Source organism: Enterobacter cloacae complex sp. P43RS (genome assembly GCF_014930585.1).
GTDB lineage: Bacteria > Pseudomonadota > Gammaproteobacteria > Enterobacterales > Enterobacteriaceae > Enterobacter > Enterobacter bugandensis.
This window is the reverse complement of the sequence record NZ_JADBRJ010000002.1, coordinates 300,506-322,059: the sequence shown is the minus strand read 5'-3', so window position 1 is coordinate 322,059 and position 21,554 is coordinate 300,506. Positions and strand designations below refer to the sequence as shown.

19 protein-coding genes are annotated in these 21,554 nt (G+C 58.1%); 16 read left to right on the top strand and 3 right to left on the bottom strand.

Features of this window, described 5'->3' with window-relative positions; translation table 11 throughout:
• The first annotated feature begins 24 nt into the window (after window positions 1–24).
• From IM294_RS05330 to IM294_RS05300, 7 genes are read left to right on the top strand one after another with little or no spacing between them, the layout of a single operon-like run.
• The gene (locus IM294_RS05330) at window positions 25–1,281 is read left to right on the top strand and encodes an MFS transporter (protein ID WP_126817189.1); all 1,257 of its coding nucleotides are present in this window, start codon (window positions 25–27) and stop codon (window positions 1,279–1,281) included.
• Between the two features lie 10 nt (window positions 1,282–1,291).
• Window positions 1,292–1,822: a cupin domain-containing protein gene (locus IM294_RS05325; RefSeq protein ID WP_017382915.1), complete on the top strand. Its 531-nt coding sequence runs from the start codon at window positions 1,292–1,294 to the stop codon at window positions 1,820–1,822.
• A 9-nt stretch (window positions 1,823–1,831) separates the two neighbouring features.
• On the top strand, window positions 1,832–2,602 hold the full coding sequence (locus IM294_RS05320; RefSeq protein WP_126817191.1) for an alpha/beta fold hydrolase: 771 nt from the start codon (window positions 1,832–1,834) through the stop codon (window positions 2,600–2,602).
• Entirely contained in the window at window positions 2,586–3,380 is a 795-nt protein-coding gene (locus IM294_RS05315; RefSeq protein WP_126817193.1) for an SDR family oxidoreductase, read from the top strand. The genes IM294_RS05320 and IM294_RS05315 overlap by 17 nt, the downstream gene beginning before the upstream one ends.
• A gap of 9 nt (window positions 3,381–3,389) precedes the next feature.
• Window positions 3,390–4,160 (top strand): aspartate dehydrogenase, encoded by a 771-nt coding sequence (locus IM294_RS05310; RefSeq protein WP_126817195.1) that lies wholly within the window; start codon window positions 3,390–3,392, stop codon window positions 4,158–4,160.
• 9 nt (window positions 4,161–4,169) lie between these two features.
• The gene (locus tag IM294_RS05305; protein ID WP_126817197.1) at window positions 4,170–5,639 is read left to right on the top strand and encodes an aldehyde dehydrogenase; all 1,470 of its coding nucleotides are present in this window, start codon (window positions 4,170–4,172) and stop codon (window positions 5,637–5,639) included.
• A gap of 13 nt (window positions 5,640–5,652) precedes the next feature.
• On the top strand, window positions 5,653–7,293 hold the full coding sequence (locus IM294_RS05300; protein WP_126817199.1) for a thiamine pyrophosphate-binding protein: 1,641 nt from the start codon (window positions 5,653–5,655) through the stop codon (window positions 7,291–7,293).
• Window positions 7,294–7,371: 78 nt separating this feature from the next.
• Here IM294_RS05300 and IM294_RS05295 read toward each other — a convergent pair whose 3' ends face one another.
• Complete coding sequence (locus tag IM294_RS05295) at window positions 7,372–8,640, bottom strand: OprD family outer membrane porin (protein ID WP_126817201.1); 1,269 nt, start codon at window positions 8,638–8,640, stop codon at window positions 7,372–7,374.
• Between the two features lie 210 nt (window positions 8,641–8,850).
• Window positions 8,851–9,609, bottom strand: coding sequence for a M48 family metallopeptidase (locus IM294_RS05290; protein ID WP_028014340.1), 759 nt, complete (start codon window positions 9,607–9,609; stop codon window positions 8,851–8,853).
• A 271-nt stretch (window positions 9,610–9,880) separates the two neighbouring features.
• On the opposite strand from IM294_RS05290, the gene tkt reads away from it, so the two are divergent.
• From tkt to IM294_RS05255, 7 genes are all read left to right on the top strand, one after another.
• Window positions 9,881–11,872: a transketolase gene (tkt, locus tag IM294_RS05285; RefSeq protein ID WP_126817203.1), complete on the top strand. Its 1,992-nt coding sequence runs from the start codon at window positions 9,881–9,883 to the stop codon at window positions 11,870–11,872.
• Between the two features lie 325 nt (window positions 11,873–12,197).
• Complete coding sequence (gene epd, locus IM294_RS05280) at window positions 12,198–13,217, top strand: erythrose-4-phosphate dehydrogenase (protein ID WP_047364520.1); 1,020 nt, start codon at window positions 12,198–12,200, stop codon at window positions 13,215–13,217.
• Between the two features lie 49 nt (window positions 13,218–13,266).
• Window positions 13,267–14,430, top strand: a complete 1,164-nt coding sequence (gene pgk, locus IM294_RS05275) for a phosphoglycerate kinase (protein ID WP_028014337.1) — start codon at window positions 13,267–13,269, stop codon at window positions 14,428–14,430.
• A 92-nt stretch (window positions 14,431–14,522) separates the two neighbouring features.
• Window positions 14,523–15,602: a class II fructose-bisphosphate aldolase gene (fbaA, locus tag IM294_RS05270; RefSeq protein WP_008499731.1), complete on the top strand. Its 1,080-nt coding sequence runs from the start codon at window positions 14,523–14,525 to the stop codon at window positions 15,600–15,602.
• A gap of 186 nt (window positions 15,603–15,788) precedes the next feature.
• Window positions 15,789–16,643: a small-conductance mechanosensitive channel MscS gene (mscS, locus tag IM294_RS05265; protein ID WP_003860082.1), complete on the top strand. Its 855-nt coding sequence runs from the start codon at window positions 15,789–15,791 to the stop codon at window positions 16,641–16,643.
• 146 nt (window positions 16,644–16,789) lie between these two features.
• A complete protein-coding gene (gene argO / locus IM294_RS05260; protein ID WP_126817205.1) occupies window positions 16,790–17,425 on the top strand; it encodes an arginine exporter ArgO in 636 nt (211 codons plus the stop codon).
• Between the two features lie 92 nt (window positions 17,426–17,517).
• Window positions 17,518–18,249 carry an oxidative stress defense protein gene (locus IM294_RS05255; protein WP_028014336.1) on the top strand — a complete coding sequence of 244 codons (732 nt, stop codon included), beginning with the start codon at window positions 17,518–17,520 and terminating at the stop codon, window positions 18,247–18,249.
• 43 nt (window positions 18,250–18,292) lie between these two features.
• On the opposite strand, the gene argP is transcribed toward IM294_RS05255, so the two are convergent.
• A complete protein-coding gene (argP, locus tag IM294_RS05250; protein ID WP_003860089.1) occupies window positions 18,293–19,186 on the bottom strand; it encodes a DNA-binding transcriptional regulator ArgP in 894 nt (297 codons plus the stop codon).
• Window positions 19,187–19,313: 127 nt separating this feature from the next.
• Between argP and rpiA the strand changes: the two genes are divergently transcribed.
• Both rpiA and serA read left to right on the top strand, forming a co-directional pair.
• Entirely contained in the window at window positions 19,314–19,973 is a 660-nt protein-coding gene (gene rpiA, locus IM294_RS05245; protein WP_003860091.1) for a ribose-5-phosphate isomerase RpiA, read from the top strand.
• Window positions 19,974–20,239: 266 nt separating this feature from the next.
• Window positions 20,240–21,472, top strand: a complete 1,233-nt coding sequence (gene serA / locus IM294_RS05240) for a phosphoglycerate dehydrogenase (RefSeq protein ID WP_041908347.1) — start codon at window positions 20,240–20,242, stop codon at window positions 21,470–21,472.
• Window positions 21,473–21,554 lie beyond the last annotated feature (82 nt).

The following is a 21,554-nucleotide window of genomic DNA, read 5'->3' as shown; positions in this document are numbered from 1 at the left end:
TAACCCGCACCCGTAGGGGGAGACATGACCACATTAGAGACCAACACCGCGCCCGTCGAGGCGAGCGGTGAGGGAGCCCGCACGCCTGAAAAAGCGGTGCGCTGGGCCATCCCGCTGTCGCTGCTGGCCTGCGTGCTGCTGGCCTTTTTCGACAAAATCAGCATCGCGGCGCTCTTTTCCGACACCCATTTCCAACAGGCGATGGGCATCGATTTTGACACCACGCGCCTCGGCATTCTGATGAGCGCCTTCCTGCTGAGCTATGGCTTTTCGTCGGTATTTTTGAGCGGTTTAGGCGACAAAATCGCGCCGCTGCGCCTGCTCACCGGGATGATGGTGGTGTGGTGCGCGCTGATGGTGGCGATGGGCTTTACCCATAACTACACGCTAATGATCGTCCTGCGCATCCTGCTGGGCGTGGCGGAAGGACCGCTGTTCCCGCTGGCTTTCGCCATCGTGCGCCACAACTTCCCGCAGCATTTACAGGCGCGCGCCACCATGCTCTGGCTGCTGGGCACGCCGGTTGGCGCGGCGATTGGCTTCCCGCTCTCCCTCTGGCTGCTGAACACCTTCGGCTGGCAGAGCACCTTCTTTGTCATGGCAATGCTGACCGTGCCGGTGTTTATTTTTGTGCGCGTTGGCCTGCGCGGGATCCGTCTGGAAGCAAAACCCTGCACCTCGCAGGCGTCTCAGGACGAGCGGCGCGCGGCGCGGCGCGAGCTGTTTGTCAGCCCGCACTTCTGGATCATCTGCATCTTTAACATCGCTTTTCTGACCTACCTGTGGGGCATCAACGGCTGGCTGCCGGGCTATCTCATCAAGGGCAAAGGCATTCATCTGGAGCACGCGGGCTGGCTGTCGTCGATGCCGTTCATCGCCATGCTGGCGGGAGAGGTGATTGGCGCGTGGCTCTCTGACCGGGTCGATAAGCGCGCGGCGGCCTGCTTTATCTCGATGGCAGGGGCAGCCGTCGGGCTGGCGGCGGTGATGCACCTTGATACCCCGCTTGCCATCATCGCGGCGATGAGCTTCAGCACCTTTATGTGGGGCACCGGCGCACCCAACATTTTCGCCCTGCTGGCGAAAGCCACCCATCCCCGGGTGAGCGCCACGGCGGGCGGCATCTTCAACGGGCTGGGAAACTTTGCGGGCGCGCTGTCGCCGGCGGTGATGGGCGCGCTTATTGCCTTCACCCACAGCATGGATTCCGGGCTGATTTTTCTGGCGGTGATGGCGGCGGTGGGCTGCGTCCTGTTACTGCCGCTGCTGAGACGTTACTGAGGAGAGTGTCATGACTGATTCAACCGTAACCAACAAAACAGGCATCAAACCTGACCACCTTACGATGGAAGAGTGGGTCGAGTCGCGCATCGCGCGCTTCGAAGGCCGTAAATACGACTGGAACGCGCTGAAGTTCCAGGCCGATTTTGACCCGAAATACCGCCGGGCGCAGATGCGCTACATCGGCACCGGCGCAACTGGCGTGGCGAACGACACCAATACCGTGCAGGCGGACCATTTTACCTTCTCCACCATGGTGCTGCCGTCGAAGTGCGAAGGGCCGCTGCACCTGCACGACGACGTGGAGGAGGTGTTCTTCATGCTCAAAGGGCAGATCACGCTGATGATCCAGGACGGCGACAACTACACCGAAACCGTGCTGCGCGAGCGTGACCTGATCTCCGTCCCGCCGGGCATCTATCGCGGCCTGTTTAACCACGGGGAAGAAGAGGCGCTGATGTGCGTCATGCTGGGAACCAACAAGCCGGAAATCCCGACCTACCCCTCCGATCATCCGCTCTCAAAAGTGAAGCGGAACTAAGGGGGCGCCATGACGGGTTTTCGTGAACAGGGAAGCGGCATCCCGCTGATGCTGCTGCACGGGATCAGCTCTGGCGCTGCGTCCTGGCACAAGCAGATGGCGCTGAACGGTTTTCGCGTGCTGGCGTGGGACATGCCCGGTTACGGCGAAAGCCCGATGCTGGCGGTTGAGCGGGCGAACGCCGGAGATTACGCCGACGCGCTGGCGGCGATGCTCGACCGCGCAGGCGTCTGGCAGGCGGTACTGGTGGGCCATTCCCTGGGGGCGCTGGTGGCCAGCGCGTTTGCGGCGAAGTTCCCTGAACGCGTCATTCATCTGGTGCTGGCGGACGCCGCGCAGGGTTACGGCAATGCCGCGCCGGCGCAGCGAGAGCAGGTCTGGCGTAATCGCGAGCAGCAGATGGCGCTCGGCGGCGACATCCTCGCGCAGACCCGCGCCGCGAAGCTGCTGCGCCCCGGCGCGCGCGCAGAAGATATCGCCACCGTCGCGGCGGGCATGCGCAGGCTGCGCCCCGAAGGCTACCTCGCTGCCGCGTGGATGCTGGCGCATGACGACATTCACGGCTGGCTTAAGCGTTACGCCGGTCAATTTGAAGTCTGGTGCGGCGAGCAGGACGCGATCACGCAGCCCGAGCTGGTACAGGGGCTGGCGCTGCGCTACGGCATGCCGTTTACCGCGATTCCGCAGGCCGGACACGCGAGCTATCTCGATAACGACGCGTTTTTTAATCAACAGCTTTTACGCATTAACGAAGAGGTGCGCGATGAATGCACACATTGACGGCCGCGTAGCGGTCGTTACCGGCGGTTCGTCCGGCATTGGCTTTGAAACGCTGCGCCTGCTGCTGGGCGAAGGGGCGAAAGTCGCCTTCTGTGGGCGCGACCCGGACCGGCTCGCCAGCGCCCATGCGACGCTGCAAAACGACTATCCCGACGGGGAGATTTTCTCATACCGCTGCGACGTGCTGAGCGCCGACGAGGTGCAGGCCTTCGCGGATGCGGTGCAGGCGCGCTTTGGCGCGGCGGATATGCTGATCAACAACGCCGGTCAGGGCTACGTGGCGCACTTCAGCGACACGCCGCGCGAGGCGTGGCTGCACGAAGCCGAACTTAAACTGTTTGGCGTCATTAATCCGGTGCAGGCGTTTCAGCCGCTGCTGGAACGGTCCGACATCGCCTCCATCACCTGCGTGAACTCCCTGCTGGCGCTTCAGCCGGAAGAGCACATGATCGCCACGTCGGCAGCTCGCGCCGCGCTGCTGAACATGACGCTGACGCTCTCGAAAGAGCTGGTAGGCAAAGGCATTCGCGTCAATTCCATACTGCTCGGTATGGTCGAGTCCGGCCAGTGGCAGCGCCGCTTTGAAAGCCGGGCGGATAAAAGCCAGAGCTGGCCGGAGTGGACGGCGGAGATCGCGCGCAAGCGTGGCATTCCGATGGCGCGTCTCGGCAAGCCGCAGGAGCCCGCGCAGGCGCTGCTGTTTCTCGCCTCGCCGCTGGCCTCGTTTACCACCGGCGCGGCGCTGGACGTTTCCGGCGGCTTTTGCCGCCATCTGTAAGGACACATCATGAAAAAGGTAATGTTAATTGGTTATGGCGCCATGGCGCAGGCGGTGATTGAGCGTCTGCCCGCCGGCGTGGCTATCGGCTGGATCGTGGCGCGCGCGTCTCACCATGCCGCCATTCGCGACCAGTTTGGCGATGCGGTCGAGGCGCTGACCTCGCCGATGGCGTGCGCACAAACGCCCGATCTGGTGCTGGAGTGCGCCAGCCAGCAGGCGGTTGCGCAGTACGGCGAAGGCATTCTGCGTCGCGGCTGGCATCTGGCGGTCATTTCCACCGGCGCGCTGGCGGACAGCGCGCTGGAGCAGCGTCTGCTCGCGGCGGGCGGAAAACTTACCCTGCTTTCCGGGGCGGTCGCCGGCATCGACGGGCTGGCGGCGGCGAAGGAGGGCGGGCTTGAACGCGTCACCTATCAGTCGCGTAAAAGCCCGGCCAGCTGGCGCGGCAGCTACGCCGAGCAGCTTATCGATCTTAACGCGGTCTCAGAGGCGAAGGTCTTTTTTGAAGGCAGCGCCCGCGAGGCGGCGAGGCTGTTTCCGGCGAATGCCAACGTGGCGGCGACCGTGGCGCTCGGCGGCGTCGGGATGGATGAAACCCGCGTGCAACTGATGGTTGACCCGGCAACGAAACGTAACACCCACACGCTGCACGTAGAAGGGCTGTTTGGCGAATTCCATCTGGAGCTGAGCGGGCTGCCGCTGGCGTCTAACCCTAAAACCTCCACCCTGGCGGCACTCAGCGCGGTGCGCGCCTGCCGCGAGCTGGCCCTGAGCTGAGGAGTGACGATGGACGATCTGAAGATTTTTATCGGCGGCCAGTGGCGACGCGGCGGTGGCAACCCGATGCAGAGCCACTTCCCGGCTGACGGGTCGCTCAATGCGACGCTGAACGCGGCAAACCTTGACGATCTGCACGACGCGATCGAGGCCGGCGAGTGCGCGTGGCGCGATCCCGTCTGGCGCAACAGCCTGCCGCACGTGCGGGCGAAGATCCTGCACAAGGTGGCGGATCTGATTGAGTCCCGCGCTGACGAGCTGGCGCAGATGCAGAGCCGGGATAACGGCAAGCCGCTGGCGGAGGCGCGCGGGCTGGTGATGAGCGCGGCGGGAACGGCCCGCTACTTCGCCGCCGCCTGCGAGCTGCTGGAAGGGGAACTGCCCACGCCGCGCCAGCCGGATCTGCTGACGCTAAGCCGCTATGAGCCGCTCGGCGTGGTGGCGGCCATCACGCCGTGGAACTCGCCCATTGCCAGCGAGATGCAGAAGGTCGCCCCGGCCATCGCCGCCGGGAACGCGGTGATCCTCAAGCCTGCCGAAGCCACGCCGCTGATGGCGCTGGAGCTGGCGCGCATTTTTGAACAGGCCGGGCTGCCCGCCGGGCTGCTGAGCGTGCTGCCGGGCAAAGGCTCGGTGATTGGCGACGCGCTGGCGCGCCATCCCCGCGTGCGAAAAATTTCCTTTACCGGCGGCACCGCCACGGGCCGCCATCTGGCGCACGTGGCCGCGGAAAAGCTTATTCCGGCGTCGCTGGAGCTGGGCGGAAAATCCCCGACCATTGTGCTGGAGGATGCCGACGTTGAGCAGGCCGCGCGCGGGATCTGCTACGGCATTTTCAGCTCAGCAGGGCAGGCGTGCATCGCCGGGTCCCGGCTGTTTATCCACGAAAGCCTGTACGCGCCGCTGATGGCGCGGCTGCTGGAATTAACTCGCGGGCTGCGCGTAGGGCACCCCTTCACCGACGGCGTTCACGTTGGGCCGCTGATCAATGAGAAACATCGCCAGAGCGTGCAGGAATACGTCGAGCTGGCGAAGCGCGAGGGGGGCCGGGTGCTGTGCGGCGGGGAGAGCCCGGCGGATCCTGACCTCGCAAACGGCAGCTTCTTCCAGCCGACCATTATCGAAGGGCTGACGAACGGCGCCCGCGCCTGCCAGGAGGAGATCTTCGGCCCGGTGCTGGTGGCGATGCCGTTTCGCGATGAAGCGGCGTTGATCCGCGAGGCGAACGACTCGGTTTACGGCCTGGCGGCAGGGATCTGGACCCGCGACACCGGGCGGGCGCTGCGCCTGAGCGAGCAGCTGGAGGCCGGTACGGTGTGGATCAACACCTACAAAGTTTTTGCGATTTCGACCCCGTTCGGGGGCTTTAAAGAGAGCGGTCTGGGCCGCGAAAAGGGCATTCAGGGGCTGAAAGCCTGGATGCAGCAAAAGAGCATTTATCTGGCGACGGGTAACAGCGTCAACCACTGGTGCGACTGAGAAAGGGTGAGCAATGAGCGAAATGATAACCGTCGGCGACGCCATCGCCAGAACGCTGGAGCAGTATCAGGTTGAGGCCCTCTACGGCGTCATCTCCATTCACAACCTGCCGATCGCGGACGCGGTAGGGCAGCGGGGCAAAATCCGCTTCGTGCCCGCGCGCGGCGAGGCGGGTTCCGTCACCATGGCCGACGCCCACGGGCGGTTTTCCGGCCTCGGCGTGGCGCTGACCAGCACCGGCGCGGGGGCGGGGAACGCGGTAGGCGCGCTGGTGGAGGCGATGAACGCCTGCACGCCGCTGCTGCATTTAACCGGACAGGTTGAAAAGGCCTGGCTGGATGCCGACACCGGGTTTATCCACGAGACCCGCGACCAGCTGACCTTCCTGAAGGCCAGTTCAAAACGGGCGTACCGCATCAGCAATGCCAGCCAGGCGATGGCCATCCTGCATAAAGCGATTCAGGAGGCGCAGACGCCGCCGTGCGGGCCGGTCTCCGTGGAAATCCCGATTGATATTCAGGGGGCTAAAATTCCGCTGTCTCTGGTGACCGCACCGGTGAAACCGGCTTCGGTTGCAGCTGTGGATCCCGCGATGGTGGATGCTTTATGGGCGCAGCTCAGGCAGGCTAAACAGCCGCTGCTGTGGCTGGGCGGCGGGGCGCTGGGAAGCGCGGACGCGGTGAAAAAACTGGCGGATGCGGGCGTGACGGTGATCTCCAGCACCCACGCGCGCGGCGTGCTGCCGGACGGCCATCGTGCCAGCCTGCGCGCGTTCCACAACTCGCCGTCGGTAGAGGCGCTGATTGCGCAGTGTGATTTTACGCTGGTCGCCGGTTCACGCCTGCGCAGCAACGAAACCCGCTCCTGGTCGCTGGAGTTGCCGTCTCCACGCGTGCAGATAGATATCGACCCGGCGGCGGCGAGCCGTAACTATCTGATGGACAACACGCTGATAGCCGACTGTTCAGCGCTGCTTGGCGCGCTGGCTGAAAAAGCGCAGGGCCGCGAGTGGGGCAACGCCCAGTGGGACGCGCAGGTGCAGCAGGTGGTCTCGCAGGCTGAACAGGGCCTGCGCGAGCAGTGCGGCGCCTATGCGAAGCTCAACGACGCCATTGAAAAAGCCCTGCCGCAGGACGGCCTGCTGGTGCGCGATATCACCGTTTCCGGCAGCCTGTGGGGCAGTCGTCTGTTCCGCGCTAACGGTCCGCTGATGAACATTCACTCTCTTGCCGGGGCGATTGGCATGGGGCTGCCAATGGCGATTGGTACCGCGATTGCCAACCCGCAGCGTAAGGTGGTGGGGCTGGTGGGCGACGGTGGCCTGAGCTTGAATTTAGGCGAGCTGGCGACGCTGGCGCAGGAGAAAGCTAACGTGACGCTGCTGATCATGAACGACGGGGGCTACGGCGTGATGCGCGGCATTCAGGATAAGTACTTCGGCGGGCGACAGTATTATAACGAACTGCATACGCCGGACTTTACCCTGCTGGCACAGGCAATTGGCCTGCAGGCGTGGAGCGTTGAGCGGGCAGAGGATTTTGAAGCCGTGATGACGGAGGCGCTGGCGATGCCGGGACCGTCGGTAGTGGAAGTGCGGATGGGTCAGATTGGCGCGCTGAAGTTTGCCGGGCCGCCGCAGAAAACGCTTTACTAGCTGTTTTCTCCCTCTCCCACGGGGAGAGGGAGAAAACAGTAGTTCGGGTAAGGCGAAGCCGCCACCCGGCTTGTTTTATCAGAACACGTTAAACGGGTATTCCACGTAGGCGCGGATCTCGTCCCCGCCCACGTTATAGTCGCTGGCGTTGCTGGAGACGCGCAGCACGGAGTAGCGCAGTTTCAGCTTCAGATCTTTTGCCGGACCATCCTGCACCTGGTACTGGATCTGGTTAAACCACTCGTGCTCTTTGCCGTTGCTGGTTTCAGAGGTCTTAATGTTGTCGCCGCGCACGTAGGCGGTGGTCCAGCTCAGGCCCGGCAGGCCGAGTCCGCCGAAGTCCAGGCCGTAAGAGGCCTGCCATGAGCGTTCGTCTTCACCGTTAAAATCAGACCAGTAGGAGTTCGCCAGCCAGATGGTGTTGCCGCCGTCACCCACGCCGCCCTTGTCGCGATATCCGCCGTAGTTGTAGCCGGTGCTGCCGCTGCTCTGCTGGTACGCCACTTTGAACGTGTGAATATCCCAGATGTAGCTCGCCGCCAGGCTCCAGATGGTGTTGCTGCGGCCGGTGTCGAGGCTGTCAGCGTAGCCCTGATCCAGACGCGAGTTATAGCCGTTAAAGTCGAGCACCAGCTGCTGTCCGGTGCTGAACGGTTGTTTGAAATTCATCCCCAGGTACTGTTTGTTCATCACCTCTTCGTTATGAGAGGCGTATAGCGCGCCGCTGAACTGGTCGTTGAACTGGTAGCTTGCGCCACCGAAAGTCAGGCTTTTCAGGCCGCTGTCGTGGCGGTCGTCGCTTTTACGCTGCTCGTCGGTGAAATAACCGGCGTTCACTTCCAGGCCGTCGATCTCTTTCGAGGTCAGCATGGCACCGGTGTAGCTTTCAAACAGCAGGCGGGAGCTGTCGGCATTAACGATAGGCAGTTCAGGACGCTGGTTACCGTAGCTCAGCACGGTATTCGAGATCCGCATTTTGGCGGTAGCGCCAAATTTCGCTAAATCGGATTTGGCCCGGCCATCGTCTTCCTGTTTAAAGAAGTCGATACCGCCCGCGCCGCTCTTGCCGCGACCGCCGTCCAGGCGCACGCCGTACTGCGCGATGCCGTCCACGCCAAAGCCCACCAGCCCTTCGGTATAGCCGGATTCAAAGGAGGCGATGATGCCCTGACCCCATTCGGCTTTATCCTGCTGGCCCTGATGGTAGTCACGGCTGATATACGCATTGCGTAAAAACAGGTCTAAATGGCTGTCGTCGATAAAACCCTTGCTGTCAGATTGCTGGCTTGCAGCGGCGGGTAATGCGGCGAATAAATTTAAAGCAATTAACGATAATTCTTTTTTCACGGAGGGAACGTCTCTGTCTTAATATATTAAATTGAATTACTGCGCGTTTGATAATTACCGGAAAGATTAACGATTGCAATAAATATGTGACCAGACGTTTCAGCCGGAAAGGGTAGATTTGACGGGGCTTTCAGAGGTGTTACCGATACGTGCGATTTAGTTAGCAATTCATGCGAAATAAAAAGGAGGCAAAATTGCCTCCTTCCAAAATTATTTAATTCCGTCAGCGGCCATTCGGTCGCGAATATGCTGCGCGCGCGCTTCTGAGGCCGGGTGATCGTCAAACATGGAGCTCTGGCGACCCGCTTCCAGTTTTGCCAACTTTTCGAAGCTGGTGGCTAAACCGGATGGATTAATACCGCGTTTGCGCAACAGGTCGTAGGAGTAGTCGTCCGCTTCGGACTCCTGACGCTGCGAGAACTGGGAGTTAACCAGTTTTTCACCTACGTCACCAAGCTGCGACTGGGACAGGCTGCCAACGATGCCGCCCGCAGAGGCCGCCGCCGCGCGAATGGCGTTGGTGCCTAAGGCAACCTGCATCCCTTTCTTCACGTGGCCGAGCGCAACGTGACCCATTTCATGGCCGATAACCGCTTCCACTTCGTTGTCGGTCATCATATCCATCAGCCCGCTGTAGACGCGGATACAGCCGTTAGCCATCGCGAAGGCGTTGACGTCTTTCGCCATGTAAACCTTGTAGTTCACCGGCTGGCCGTTGATGTTATCGCCGAGCGCGGAAGCAATCTTATTCAGACGCTGTGTGTAGGTACTGTCAGCCGGCGCAAGCGTGGCTTTTCCGTCCATATCTTTACAGGCCTGATCGCTCAGCGCTTTAACCTGCGCGTCGCTCAGGGAGTAGGCCTGAAAGGCTTCTGCACCTGAGGTCATCAGACCGTTAGAGTCCATATTCTGACAGCCGCTCAGCACGAGCGTTGTACCCAGGGCCAGCACTATTGCACGCATTTTCATGAGGTTGCTTCCGTACTCGTTAAACTGAATAAAATCCGAAAAGTGCCCCCGCAACGAAGCCGGGGCGGGATAAGTATAAGGAATATCTACAGGCGCGGGCGAGCAGATTGCGCAACATGCGAGCATGATCCAGAGATTTCTTAAGCTGCAAAAGAATGGTCCATGTACATGCCCTGCGGCTTGGGTTACATTGTTGGCACTTTTTTCCGGCGTAGCCCAAAACGCGCTGTCGTCAAGGGCATGGCCTTTAACAGTCCGATCTGGAGTTAAAATGTCCTCACGTAAAGAGCTTGCTAATGCTATTCGTGCGCTGAGCATGGACGCAGTACAGAAAGCCAAATCCGGCCACCCGGGTGCCCCTATGGGTATGGCTGATATCGCCGAAGTCCTGTGGCGTGATTTCCTTAACCACAACCCGCAGAACCCGGCATGGGCTGACCGCGACCGTTTCGTGCTGTCTAACGGCCACGGCTCTATGCTGATCTACAGCCTGCTGCACCTCACCGGCTACGATTTGCCAATCGAAGAGCTGAAAAACTTCCGTCAGCTGCACTCCAAAACTCCAGGTCACCCGGAAGTGGGCTACACCGCTGGCGTAGAAACCACCACCGGCCCGCTGGGTCAGGGCATTGCTAACGCTGTGGGTATGGCGATTGCCGAGAAGACCCTGGCGGCGCAGTTCAACCGTCCTGGCCATGACATCGTTGACCACTTCACCTACGCTTTCCTGGGCGACGGCTGCATGATGGAAGGCATTTCTCACGAAGTGTGCTCCCTGGCTGGTACCCTGAAGCTGGGCAAACTGGTGGCGTTCTACGACGACAACGGTATCTCCATCGACGGTCACGTTGAAGGCTGGTTCACCGACGACACCGCCGCACGTTTCGAAGCCTACGGCTGGCACGTTGTGCGTGGTGTTGATGGCCACGATGCTGACTCGATTAAACGTGCAGTAGAAGAAGCTCGCGCAGTCACCGACAAACCGTCCCTGCTGATGTGCAAAACCATCATCGGCTTCGGTTCTCCGAACAAAGCGGGCACCCATGACTCCCACGGCGCACCGCTGGGCGACGCGGAAATCGCACTGACCCGTGAAGCACTGGGCTGGAAACACCCTGCCTTCGAAATCCCGTCTGAGATCTATGCTCAGTGGGATGCTAAAGAAGTGGGCCAGGCGAAAGAAGCGGCCTGGAACGAGAAATTCGCTGCCTATGCGAAGGCGTTCCCACAGGAAGCGGCTGAATTCACCCGTCGTATGAAAGGCGATATGCCGTCTGACTTCGACGCGAAAGCCAACGAATTCATCGCGAAGCTGCAGGCGAACCCGTCTAAAATCGCCAGCCGTAAAGCATCTCAGAATGCGATTGAAGCGTTCGGTCCGCTGCTTCCAGAATTCCTGGGCGGCTCCGCTGACCTCGCGCCTTCTAACCTGACCCTGTGGTCTGGTTCTAAGTCAATCAACGAAGACACTGCCGGTAACTACATCCATTACGGTGTACGTGAGTTCGGTATGACCGCTATCGCGAACGGTATCGCTCTGCACGGTGGTTTCCTGCCATACACCTCTACCTTCCTGATGTTCGTGGAATATGCACGTAATGCTGTGCGTATGGCTGCGCTGATGAAACAGCGTCAGGTGATGGTCTACACCCATGACTCCATCGGTCTGGGCGAAGACGGTCCAACTCACCAGCCGGTAGAGCAGGTAGCTTCCCTGCGCGTAACCCCGAACATGAGCACATGGCGTCCATGTGACCAGGTTGAATCTGCGGTGGCTTGGAAATACGGCGTTGAGCGTCAGGACGGCCCGACCGCGCTGATCCTCTCCCGTCAGAACCTGGCGCAGCAGGAGCGTACCCCTGAGCAGCTGGCAAACATCGCCCGCGGTGGCTACGTGCTGAAAGATTGCGCGGGCCAGCCTGAGCTGATCTTCATCGCGACCGGTTCTGAAGTTGAACTGGCTGTAGCTGCATGGGAAAAACTGACTGCCGAAGGCGTGAAGGCGCGCGTGGTTTCCATGCCGTCTACCGATGCGTTCGACAAGCAGGATGCGGCTTACCGTGAATCCGTACTGCCTAAAGCGGTTTCCGCTCGCGTGGCGGTGGAAGCGGGTATTGCTGACTACTGGTTCAAATACGTGGGTCTGAATGGCGCTATCGTCGGTATGACCACCTTCGGTGAGTCTGCTCCGGCAGAACAGCTGTTCGAAGAGTTCGGCTTCACCGTTGAGAACGTTGTCGCGAAGGCGAAAGAATTGCTGTAATCGCCGTTTTGCCCGGTGGCGCTTACGCTGACCGGGCCTACAAATGGCTCAAAAGTAGGCCGGGTAAGCGCTAGCGCTTACCCGGCTTTTTTTGCGTCATTATTCCAACGAAAATGTGACGCAAGTCATATAGCTCGCTTATTCATCTGGACAGACATTCCTTTTATTCCCCGATTCGCTTATTCTTGCTGAAGCGTTTCAGTCGATTAAATGTTCGACAATTGACCAATCAATCGCAGTTTGTGATAGCAAAGATTCCCCTTCGGGCGTCGCTGGATTACTCTTTCAGCCACCTCAAACTCAGGGATTGCTTTGCAGGAGATCTATGACCGTACGCGTAGCGATTAATGGCTTCGGTCGCATCGGGCGTAATGTGGTTCGTGCTTTGTATGAATCCGGACGTCGGGCGGAAATCACCGTGGTGGCAATCAATGAACTGGCAGATGCTGCTGGCATGGCGCATTTATTGAAGTATGACACCAGCCACGGACGCTTCGCCTGGGATGTGCGCCAGGAAAGAGATCAGCTTTTTGTGGGTGATGACGCTATTCGTGTGCTGCATGAGAACAGCATTTCCGGGCTACCCTGGCGTGAACTGGGTGTGGATATCGTGCTTGACTGTACCGGTGTGTATGGCAACCGCGAACACGGCGAAGCGCATCTGGCAGCAGGCGCGAAAAAAGTCCTGTTTTCTCATCCCGGAAGTAACGACCTCGACGCGACCGTCGTGTTTGGCGTCAACCAGCATGAGCTGCAAGCCGAACACCGCATTGTTTCCAACGCCTCCTGCACCACCAACTGCATTATTCCGGTCATCAAACTGTTAGACGATGCGTATGGCATTGAATCCGGCACCGTAACTACGATTCACTCCGCCATGCACGATCAGCAGGTTATCGACGCCTATCACCCGGATTTACGACGCACTCGCGCGGCGAGCCAGTCAATCATCCCGGTGGACACGAAACTGGCTGCAGGGATCACCCGAATTTTCCCGCAGTTTAATGACCGTTTCGAAGCGATTGCCGTGCGTGTTCCGACGATAAACGTCACCGCAATCGACCTCAGCGTGACGGTGAAAAAACCGGTAAAAGCCTGTGAAGTCAACCTGTTGCTGCAAAAAGCGGCACAGGGAGCATTTCATGGTATAGTTGACTATACGGAATTACCGTTGGTCTCAGTAGATTTTAACCACGACCCGCACAGCGCCATCGTGGATGGCACGCAGACGCGAGTCAGTGGTGCGCACCTTATCAAGACGCTGGTCTGGTGTGATAACGAATGGGGCTTTGCTAACCGAATGCTCGACACCACGTTAGCCATGGCCGCAAAAGGTTTCAGGTAGAGCGCACCTTGCGCTTGCAAAACTTTAAGAATCAACGAGAGGATTCACCATGTCTGTAATTAAGATGACCGATCTGGATCTGGCAGGTAAACGCGTTTTCATCCGTGCCGATCTGAACGTACCGGTTAAAGATGGCAAAGTGACCAGCGACGCGCGTATCCGTGCATCTCTGCCAACCATTGAACTGGCTCTGAAGCAGGGCGCTAAAGTGATGGTCACCTCCCACCTGGGCCGTCCAACTGAAGGCGAGTACAACGAAGAGTTCTCTCTGCTGCCGGTTGTTAATTACCTGAAAGACAAACTGTCCAACCCGGTTCGCCTGGTGAAAGATTACCTGGACGGCGTAGACGTTGCCGAAGGTGAGCTGGTTGTTCTGGAAAACGTTCGCTTCAACAAAGGCGAGAAGAAAGACGACGAAACCCTGTCCAAAAAATACGCTGCACTGTGCGACGTATTCGTGATGGATGCATTCGGTACTGCGCACCGTGCGCAGGCATCTACCCACGGTATCGGTAAATTCGCAGACGTCGCGTGTGCGGGTCCTCTGCTGGCTGACGAACTGGAAGCACTGGGTAAAGCACTGAAAGAACCTGCTCGCCCAATGGTCGCTATCGTTGGTGGTTCTAAAGTGTCTACCAAACTGACCGTTCTGGATTCCCTGTCTAAAATCGCTGACCAGCTGATCGTGGGCGGTGGTATCGCGAACACCTTCGTTGCCGCTCAGGGCCACAATGTCGGTAAATCCCTGTACGAAGCAGACCTGGTTGACGAAGCCAAACGTCTGCTGGGTACCTGTGATATCCCGGTTCCAACTGACGTTCGCGTGGCGACCGAGTTCTCCGAAACCGCAACCGCGACCCTGAAATCAGTAAACGACATCAAAGACGAAGAGCAGATTCTGGACCTGGGCGACGTTTCTGCACAGAAACTGGCTGAAATCCTGAAAAACGCAAAAACTATCCTGTGGAACGGTCCTGTTGGCGTGTTCGAATTCCCGAACTTCCGCAAAGGGACTGAAATCGTGGCTAACGCAATCGCAGACAGCGAAGCGTTCTCTATCGCAGGCGGTGGTGACACCCTGGCAGCAATCGACCTGTTCGGTATCGCTGACAAGATCTCCTACATCTCCACTGGTGGCGGCGCATTCCTCGAATTCGTGGAAGGCAAAGTACTGCCAGCAGTAGCAATGCTCGAAGAGCGCGCTAAGAAGTAAGCCATTCAAGGGCAGGGAAACCTGCCCAATTTTCAGCGCGCTTTTAAGAGCTCGCACCTTTTCTAACGGCCGAAGATACAGGACTAAGCAACATGTCTAAAATTTTTGATTTCGTAAAACCTGGCGTTATCACTGGTGATGACGTACAGAAAGTGTTCCAGGTAGCTAAAGAAAACAACTTCGCTCTGCCAGCAGTTAACTGCGTAGGTACCGACTCCATCAACGCCGTACTGGAAACCGCTGCAAAAGTTAAAGCACCGGTTATCGTTCAGTTCTCTAACGGCGGCGCTGCGTTCATCGCAGGTAAAGGCGTGAAAACTGACATTCCTCAGGGTGCTGCTATCCTGGGCGCTATCTCTGGTGCGCACCACGTTCACCAGATGGCTGAACACTACGGTGTTCCAGTTATCCTGCACACTGACCACTGCGCGAAGAAACTGCTGCCGTGGATCGACGGTCTGCTGGACGCGGGTGAAAAACACTTCGCGGCAACCGGTAAGCCACTGTTCTCTTCTCACATGATCGACCTGTCTGAAGAGTCACTGCACGAAAACATCGAAATCTGCTCTAAGTACCTGGCGCGCATGGCCAAAATGGACATGACCCTGGAAATCGAACTGGGTTGCACCGGTGGTGAAGAAGACGGCGTGGACAACAGCCACATGGACGCTTCTGCCCTGTACACCCAGCCAGAAGACGTTGATTACGCTTACACCGAGCTGAGCAAAATCAGCCCACGCTTCACCATTGCAGCGTCCTTCGGTAACGTGCACGGCGTTTATAAGCCAGGTAACGTGGTTCTGACCCCGACCATCCTGCGTGATTCTCAGGAATACGTGTCTAAGAAACACAACCTGCCGCACAACAGCCTGAACTTCGTCTTCCACGGCGGTTCCGGTTCTTCTGCTCAGGAAATCAAAGACTCCGTAAGCTACGGCGTAGTGAAAATGAACATCGATACCGACACCCAGTGGGCAACCTGGGACGGTATCCTGCAGTACTACAAAGCGAACGAAGCTTACCTGCAGGGCCAGCTGGGCAACCCGAAAGGCGAAGACCAGCCGAACAAGAAATACTACGATCCACGCGTATGGCTGCGCGCTGCTCAGACGTCCATGGTGACCCGTCTGGAGCAGGCTTTCAAAGAACTGAACGCAATCGACGTTCTGTAATTTGAGCTGCTGACAGCATCAGAAGGCCCGCAAATGCGGGCCTTTTTTTATGCTTTTTCAATATCCTGCAATACCTGTTTTTGTGATCTGTTTGGCAAAGCCGGTGCTTTTTGTTTACCCTTTACTGACCTGCCTGTCTCCATGGGGGATGGATTTTGTGTTTTGGTTTAACAAAAGGAAGAATAAATGGAACAACTCGATGTTGTAGACAGCATCAATAACGCCGGTAACTGGCTGGTGCGCAACCAGGCCCTGCTGCTGAGCTATGCCGTGAACATTGTCGCGGCGATTGCCATCATCATCGTCGGGATGATCGTGGCGCGTATCGTGTCGAACGCCGTCAACCGTGTGATGGTCGCACGACACATTGACGCCACGGTGGCTGACTTCCTCTCCGCACTGGTGCGCTACGGCATTATCGCCTTCACGCTGATTGCCGCGCTGGGCCGTGTTGGGGTGCAAACCGCCTCCGTGATTGCCGTTCTTGGTGCCGCCGGTCTGGCCATTGGTCTGGCACTGCAGGGCTCGCTTTCAAACCTGGCGGCGGGCGTACTGCTGGTGACTTTCCGTCCGTTCCGTTCCGGTGAATATGTTGACCTTGGCGGCATCGCCGGTACCGTGTTGCAGGTACAGATTTTCTCTACCACCCTGCGAACCGTCGATGGTCGTATTGTGGTGGTACCGAACGGGAAAATCATTGCGGGCAATATCATTAACTTCTCCCGCGAGCCGGTGCGTCGTAACGAGCTCATCATCAGCGTGGCGTACGATTCCGATATCGATCAGGTGAAGTCGCTGATCGCAAATATCATCGCCTCTGACGACCGCATTCTGAAGGACCGCGAGCAGACGGTTCGCCTGAACGAACTGGGTGCTTCCTCTATTAACTTCGTGGTGCGTATCTGGAGCAAAAGCAGCGATCTGCAAAACGTTTACTGGGATGTGCTGGAGCGCATCAAGCGCGATTTCGACGCCAACGGCATCAGCTTCCCTTACCCGCAGATGGACGTAAACGTCAAAAAAGTCAAAGAAGCAGAATAACGTCACCCGTAGGCCCGGTAAGCGCTCGCGCCACCGGGCTTTACTTTCATAAGCTCCGCTAATACCCAATTAATATTATCCATTTCCTCTAATGTGATTCGCGCAGTATAGTCAGCCTCCAGAACAACACTGCGAGAAAAATCGTCATGCTATCTTATTATTTTCAAGGGCTTGCCTTAGGTGCGGCCATGATTTTACCCCTCGGCCCGCAAAACGCCTTCGTGATGAATCAGGGCATTCGTCGCCAGTATCATCTGATGATTGCCCTCCTGTGCGCGGTGAGCGATCTGCTGCTGATTTGCGCCGGCATTTTTGGCGGCAGCGCGCTGCTGATGCAGTCGCCCTGGCTGCTGGCGCTGGTGACCTGGGGCGGCGTGGCGTTTCTGCTTTGGTACGGATTCGGTGCCCTGAAAACGGCGATGACCAGCAACATTGAGCTGGCAAGTGCCGAAGTGATGAAGCAGGGCCGCTGGAAGATTATCGTCACCATGCTGGCGGTCACCTGGCTTAACCCGCACGTTTATCTCGATACCTTCGTAGTGCTGGGCAGCCTGGGCGGACAGCTGGACGTTGAGCCGAAACGCTGGTTTGCGCTCGGCACGGTCAGCGCCTCTTTCCTCTGGTTCTTCGGTCTCGCCATTCTGGCGGCATGGCTGGCGCCTCGTCTGCGGACTGCCAAAGCCCAGCGCATTATTAATACCCTGGTGGGGCTGGTGATGTGGTTTATTGCTTTTCAGCTGGCAAAAGAGGGCATTCACCACGTCCAGGAATTGTTCAACTAATCCTTGTCTTATGGACAACTGAGCAAGACCCGCTAAGCTTGCTGGCATGAGCCCTGTTGTTAGGGCACTCTTCGCAACATGGAGGAATGACAGTGAAGTTTAAAGTGATGGCCCTCGCGGCATTAGTAAGTTTCGGTGCGGTGTCGGCGCAGGCAAGTGAACTGCCGGATGGCCCGCACATCGTCACGTCAGGCACCGCAAGCGTGGACGCGGTACCGGATGTTGCAACCCTGGCAATTGAAGTGAATGTGGCGGCAAAAGATGCCGCTTCCGCCAAAAAACAGGCAGACGATCGTGTTGCGCAATATCTCTCTTTCCTGGAACAGAACGGTGTTGCTAAAAAAGACATCAGCTCTGCGAACCTGCGTACCCAGCCCGATTACGACTACCAGAACGGCAAAAGTATCCTGAAAGGCTATCGCGCCGTGCGCACTGTGGAAGTGACCGTGCGTCAGCTGGACAAGCTGAACTCTCTGCTGGACGGTGCGCTGAAGGCCGGCCTGAATGAAATCCGTTCCGTGTCGCTGGGCGTTGCGCAACCGGAGAAATACAAAGACGAAGCGCGTAAAGCTGCAATTGATGATGCCATTCATCAGGCGGAACAGCTGGCGTCTGGCTTCAAGAGCAAGCTTGGCCCGGTATACAGCGTGCGTTACCACGTCTCAAACTACCAGCCAAGCCCGATGGTTCGGATGATGAAGGCGGACGCCGCGCCGGTTTCTGCTCAGGAAACCTACGAGCAGCCAACGATTCAGTTCGACGATCAGGTTGATGTGGTGTTCCAGCTGGAACCCGTTGCAGCACAGCCGAAACCTGCACAATAATCAATAGGCCGGGTAAGGCGTAGCCGCCACCCGGCTTTTCATTTTAATCCTGTCTCAACACCTTATGTCCAAACGCCAGCAGCGCATCAGTCACGTTGCGCATCATGCGGCTTTCTGGCGCAAAACGGTGCCAGTACAGCATCCGGCGCTGATACAGCCCCGGCGTCAGGTCAATCAGCTCACCGCTTTTCAACTCTTTCTCAATCTGTAAATGCGGGATCATGCAGCAGGTGGTGCCCTGACGCGCCAGCTGCACGAAAGCTTCGGACGAGTTAACGATATGACACGGCACGCTGCCCGGCGGCAGATCGAAGTTTTGCTGCAAAAACGCCTGGTGCATATCGTCCAGATGGTCGAACGCCACGGCAGGCGCCTTCAGCAGCGCAGCGCGGGTGACGCCATTCGGGAAGTAGCGCTCCGCAAAGGCTTTTGAACCGACAAACAGGTAGTCGAGCGCGCCCAGCTGATCGACAAGACAGCTTGGCAGGGCCTGAGGCTGGATACTGACCGCCCCAACCACTTCGCCGCGACGCAGGCGCTCCTGGGTGCGGGTTTCATCTTCGACCTGAAGATTCAGGCGGATAGGGGAGTCGGCCAGCACCGGCGCAAGGGCCGGCAGCAGCCAGGTCGCCAGACTGTCGGCGTTCACCGCCAGCGAGAGCAGCAGCGGCGTGGAACCCGTTTGTTCGTCACCCAGCCACTCGTCTTCCAGCAGTTCAACCTGGCGCAGCAGGGCGAGAAGCTTTTGCCCTTGCTCCGTTGGGCGCGGCGGTACGGTACGCACCAGCAGCGGCTGCCCGAACATGTTTTCAAGCTGTTTGATACGCTGTGATACGGCGGACTGGGTGATGCACAGCTTTTGCGCTGCGCGCTCAAAGCCGCGTTCACGAATAACTGCATCAAGTGCCTGTAGTGTTCTGTAGTCCGGACGTTTCATTGCTCTGGCTGGCTCCTAAATTTTGCTTAATCTGCACTATGACACAATTTTCCCTTCCTGACAGACGAAATCCATTCGACGTGTTCTATAATGCGCCCTGAGTTTTCACACCACAGGCAAAACGATCATGACGCAGGATGAACTGAAAAAAGCAGTAGGATGGGCCGCTCTCCAGTACGTACAGCCAGGGACCATTGTCGGTGTTGGTACGGGGTCAACGGCGGCGCACTTTATCGATGCACTGGGCACGATGAAGGGGCAGATCGAGGGCGCGGTTTCCAGCTCCGATGCGTCCACGGAAAAGCTGAAAAGCCTCGGCATTACCGTTTTCGATCTCAACGAAGTGGATCGTCTGGGCATTTACGTTGATGGCGCGGATGAAATCAACGGCCATATGCAGATGATCAAAGGCGGCGGCGCGGCGCTGACCCGTGAAAAGATCATCGCCTCCGTGGCGGACAAGTTCATCTGTATCGCGGATGCCTCCAAGCAGGTCGACATTCTGGGTAATTTCCCGCTGCCGGTTGAAGTGATCCCGATGGCGCGCAGTGCGGTTGCCCGTCAACTGGTTAAGCTGGGCGGCCGTCCGGAATACCGTCAGGGCGTGGTCACCGACAACGGTAACGTCATCCTCGATGTTCACGGTCTGGAGATTCTCGACGCAATTGCGCTGGAAAACGCCATCAACGGCATTCCAGGCGTCGTCACCGTAGGGTTATTTGCCAACCGCGGCGCGGATGTGGCGCTGATCGGTACGGCTGACGGTGTGAAAACCATCGTAAAATGATCTGACGGGGGGAGTGCTCCCCCCGCTAAAAAATTTTTGAAAAGCTAAATTTGGTGACTTGTGTCACGCTTTTCCGCCTCTTTTGCCGATCCTGCCACGTTTGTAAATTTCCTCAGCATTTTACTCTGTCATTTTGCCCTGTATGACTTTTCTTCAGAGTGCCGACGCAAACGTTCATATTGCTGCAATAGTTTTTTTTGATATGTTGGCTACAGCGGATTTCAATCCAGCACAACATCAGTTCAGATAAAAACAGGGTCGGGGAAATGGCAAAGGTATCACTGGAGAAAGACAAGATTAAATTCCTGCTGGTCGAGGGCGTGCACCAGAAAGCGCTTGATAGCCTTCGTGCGGCGGGTTACACCAACATCGAATTTCACAAAGGCGCGCTGGACACGGAAGAGCTGAAAGCCGCCATCCGTGATGCCCACTTCATTGGCCTGCGATCCCGTACCCACCTGACTGAAGACGTGATTGCCGCGGCAGAAAAGCTGGTTGCTATTGGCTGTTTCTGCATCGGCACCAACCAGGTCGACCTGAACGCTGCCGCAAAACGCGGTATCCCAGTCTTTAACGCCCCGTTCTCTAACACCCGTTCCGTGGCGGAGCTGGTAATTGGCGAGCTGCTGCTGCTGCTGCGCGGTATCCCGGAAGCTAACGCCAAAGCGCACCGTGGCGTGTGGAACAAACTGGCCGCGGGCTCATACGAAGCCCGTGGTAAAAAGCTGGGTATCATCGGCTACGGCCACATCGGTACCCAACTGGGGATCCTGGCGGAATCGCTGGGGATGCACGTCTACTTCTACGATATCGAAAGCAAGCTGCCGCTGGGTAACGCGACGCAGGTACAGCATCTGTCTGACCTGCTGAACATGAGCGACGTGGTCAGCCTGCACGTGCCGGAAAACGCCTCCACCAAAAACATGATGGGCGCGGAAGAGCTGGCGCTGATGAAGCCGGGATCTCTGTTGATCAACGCCGCGCGTGGTACGGTGGTCGATATCCCTGCGCTGTGCGATGCGCTGAAGCGTAAGCATCTGGCGGGGGCGGCCATCGACGTGTTCCCGACGGAACCGGCCACCAACAGCGATCCGTTTAACTCTCCGCTGTGCGAATTCGACAACGTGATCCTGACGCCGCACATCGGCGGTTCTACTCAGGAAGCGCAGGAGAATATTGGTCTGGAAGTGGCGGGTAAGCTGAGCAAATATTCCGACAACGGTTCAACGCTTTCTGCGGTGAACTTCCCGGAAGTGTCTCTGCCGCTGCACGGCGGTCGTCGTCTGCTGCACATCCACGAAAACCGTCCTGGCGTGCTGACCGCCATCAACCAGATTTTTGCCGAGCAGAGCGTTAACATTGCCGCCCAGTATCTGCAAACCAACTCGCAGATGGGTTATGTGGTTATCGATATTGAAGCCGATGAAGATGTTGCTGAGAAAGCGCTGCAGAGCATGAAGGCCATACCGGGGACGATTCGCGCGCGTCTGTTGTATTGATGGTGCGGTCTGTGGTGTCGGGTGGCGGCTACGCCTTACCCGACCTACGTTGAGCTTTTGTAGGCCGGGTAAGCGTAAGCGC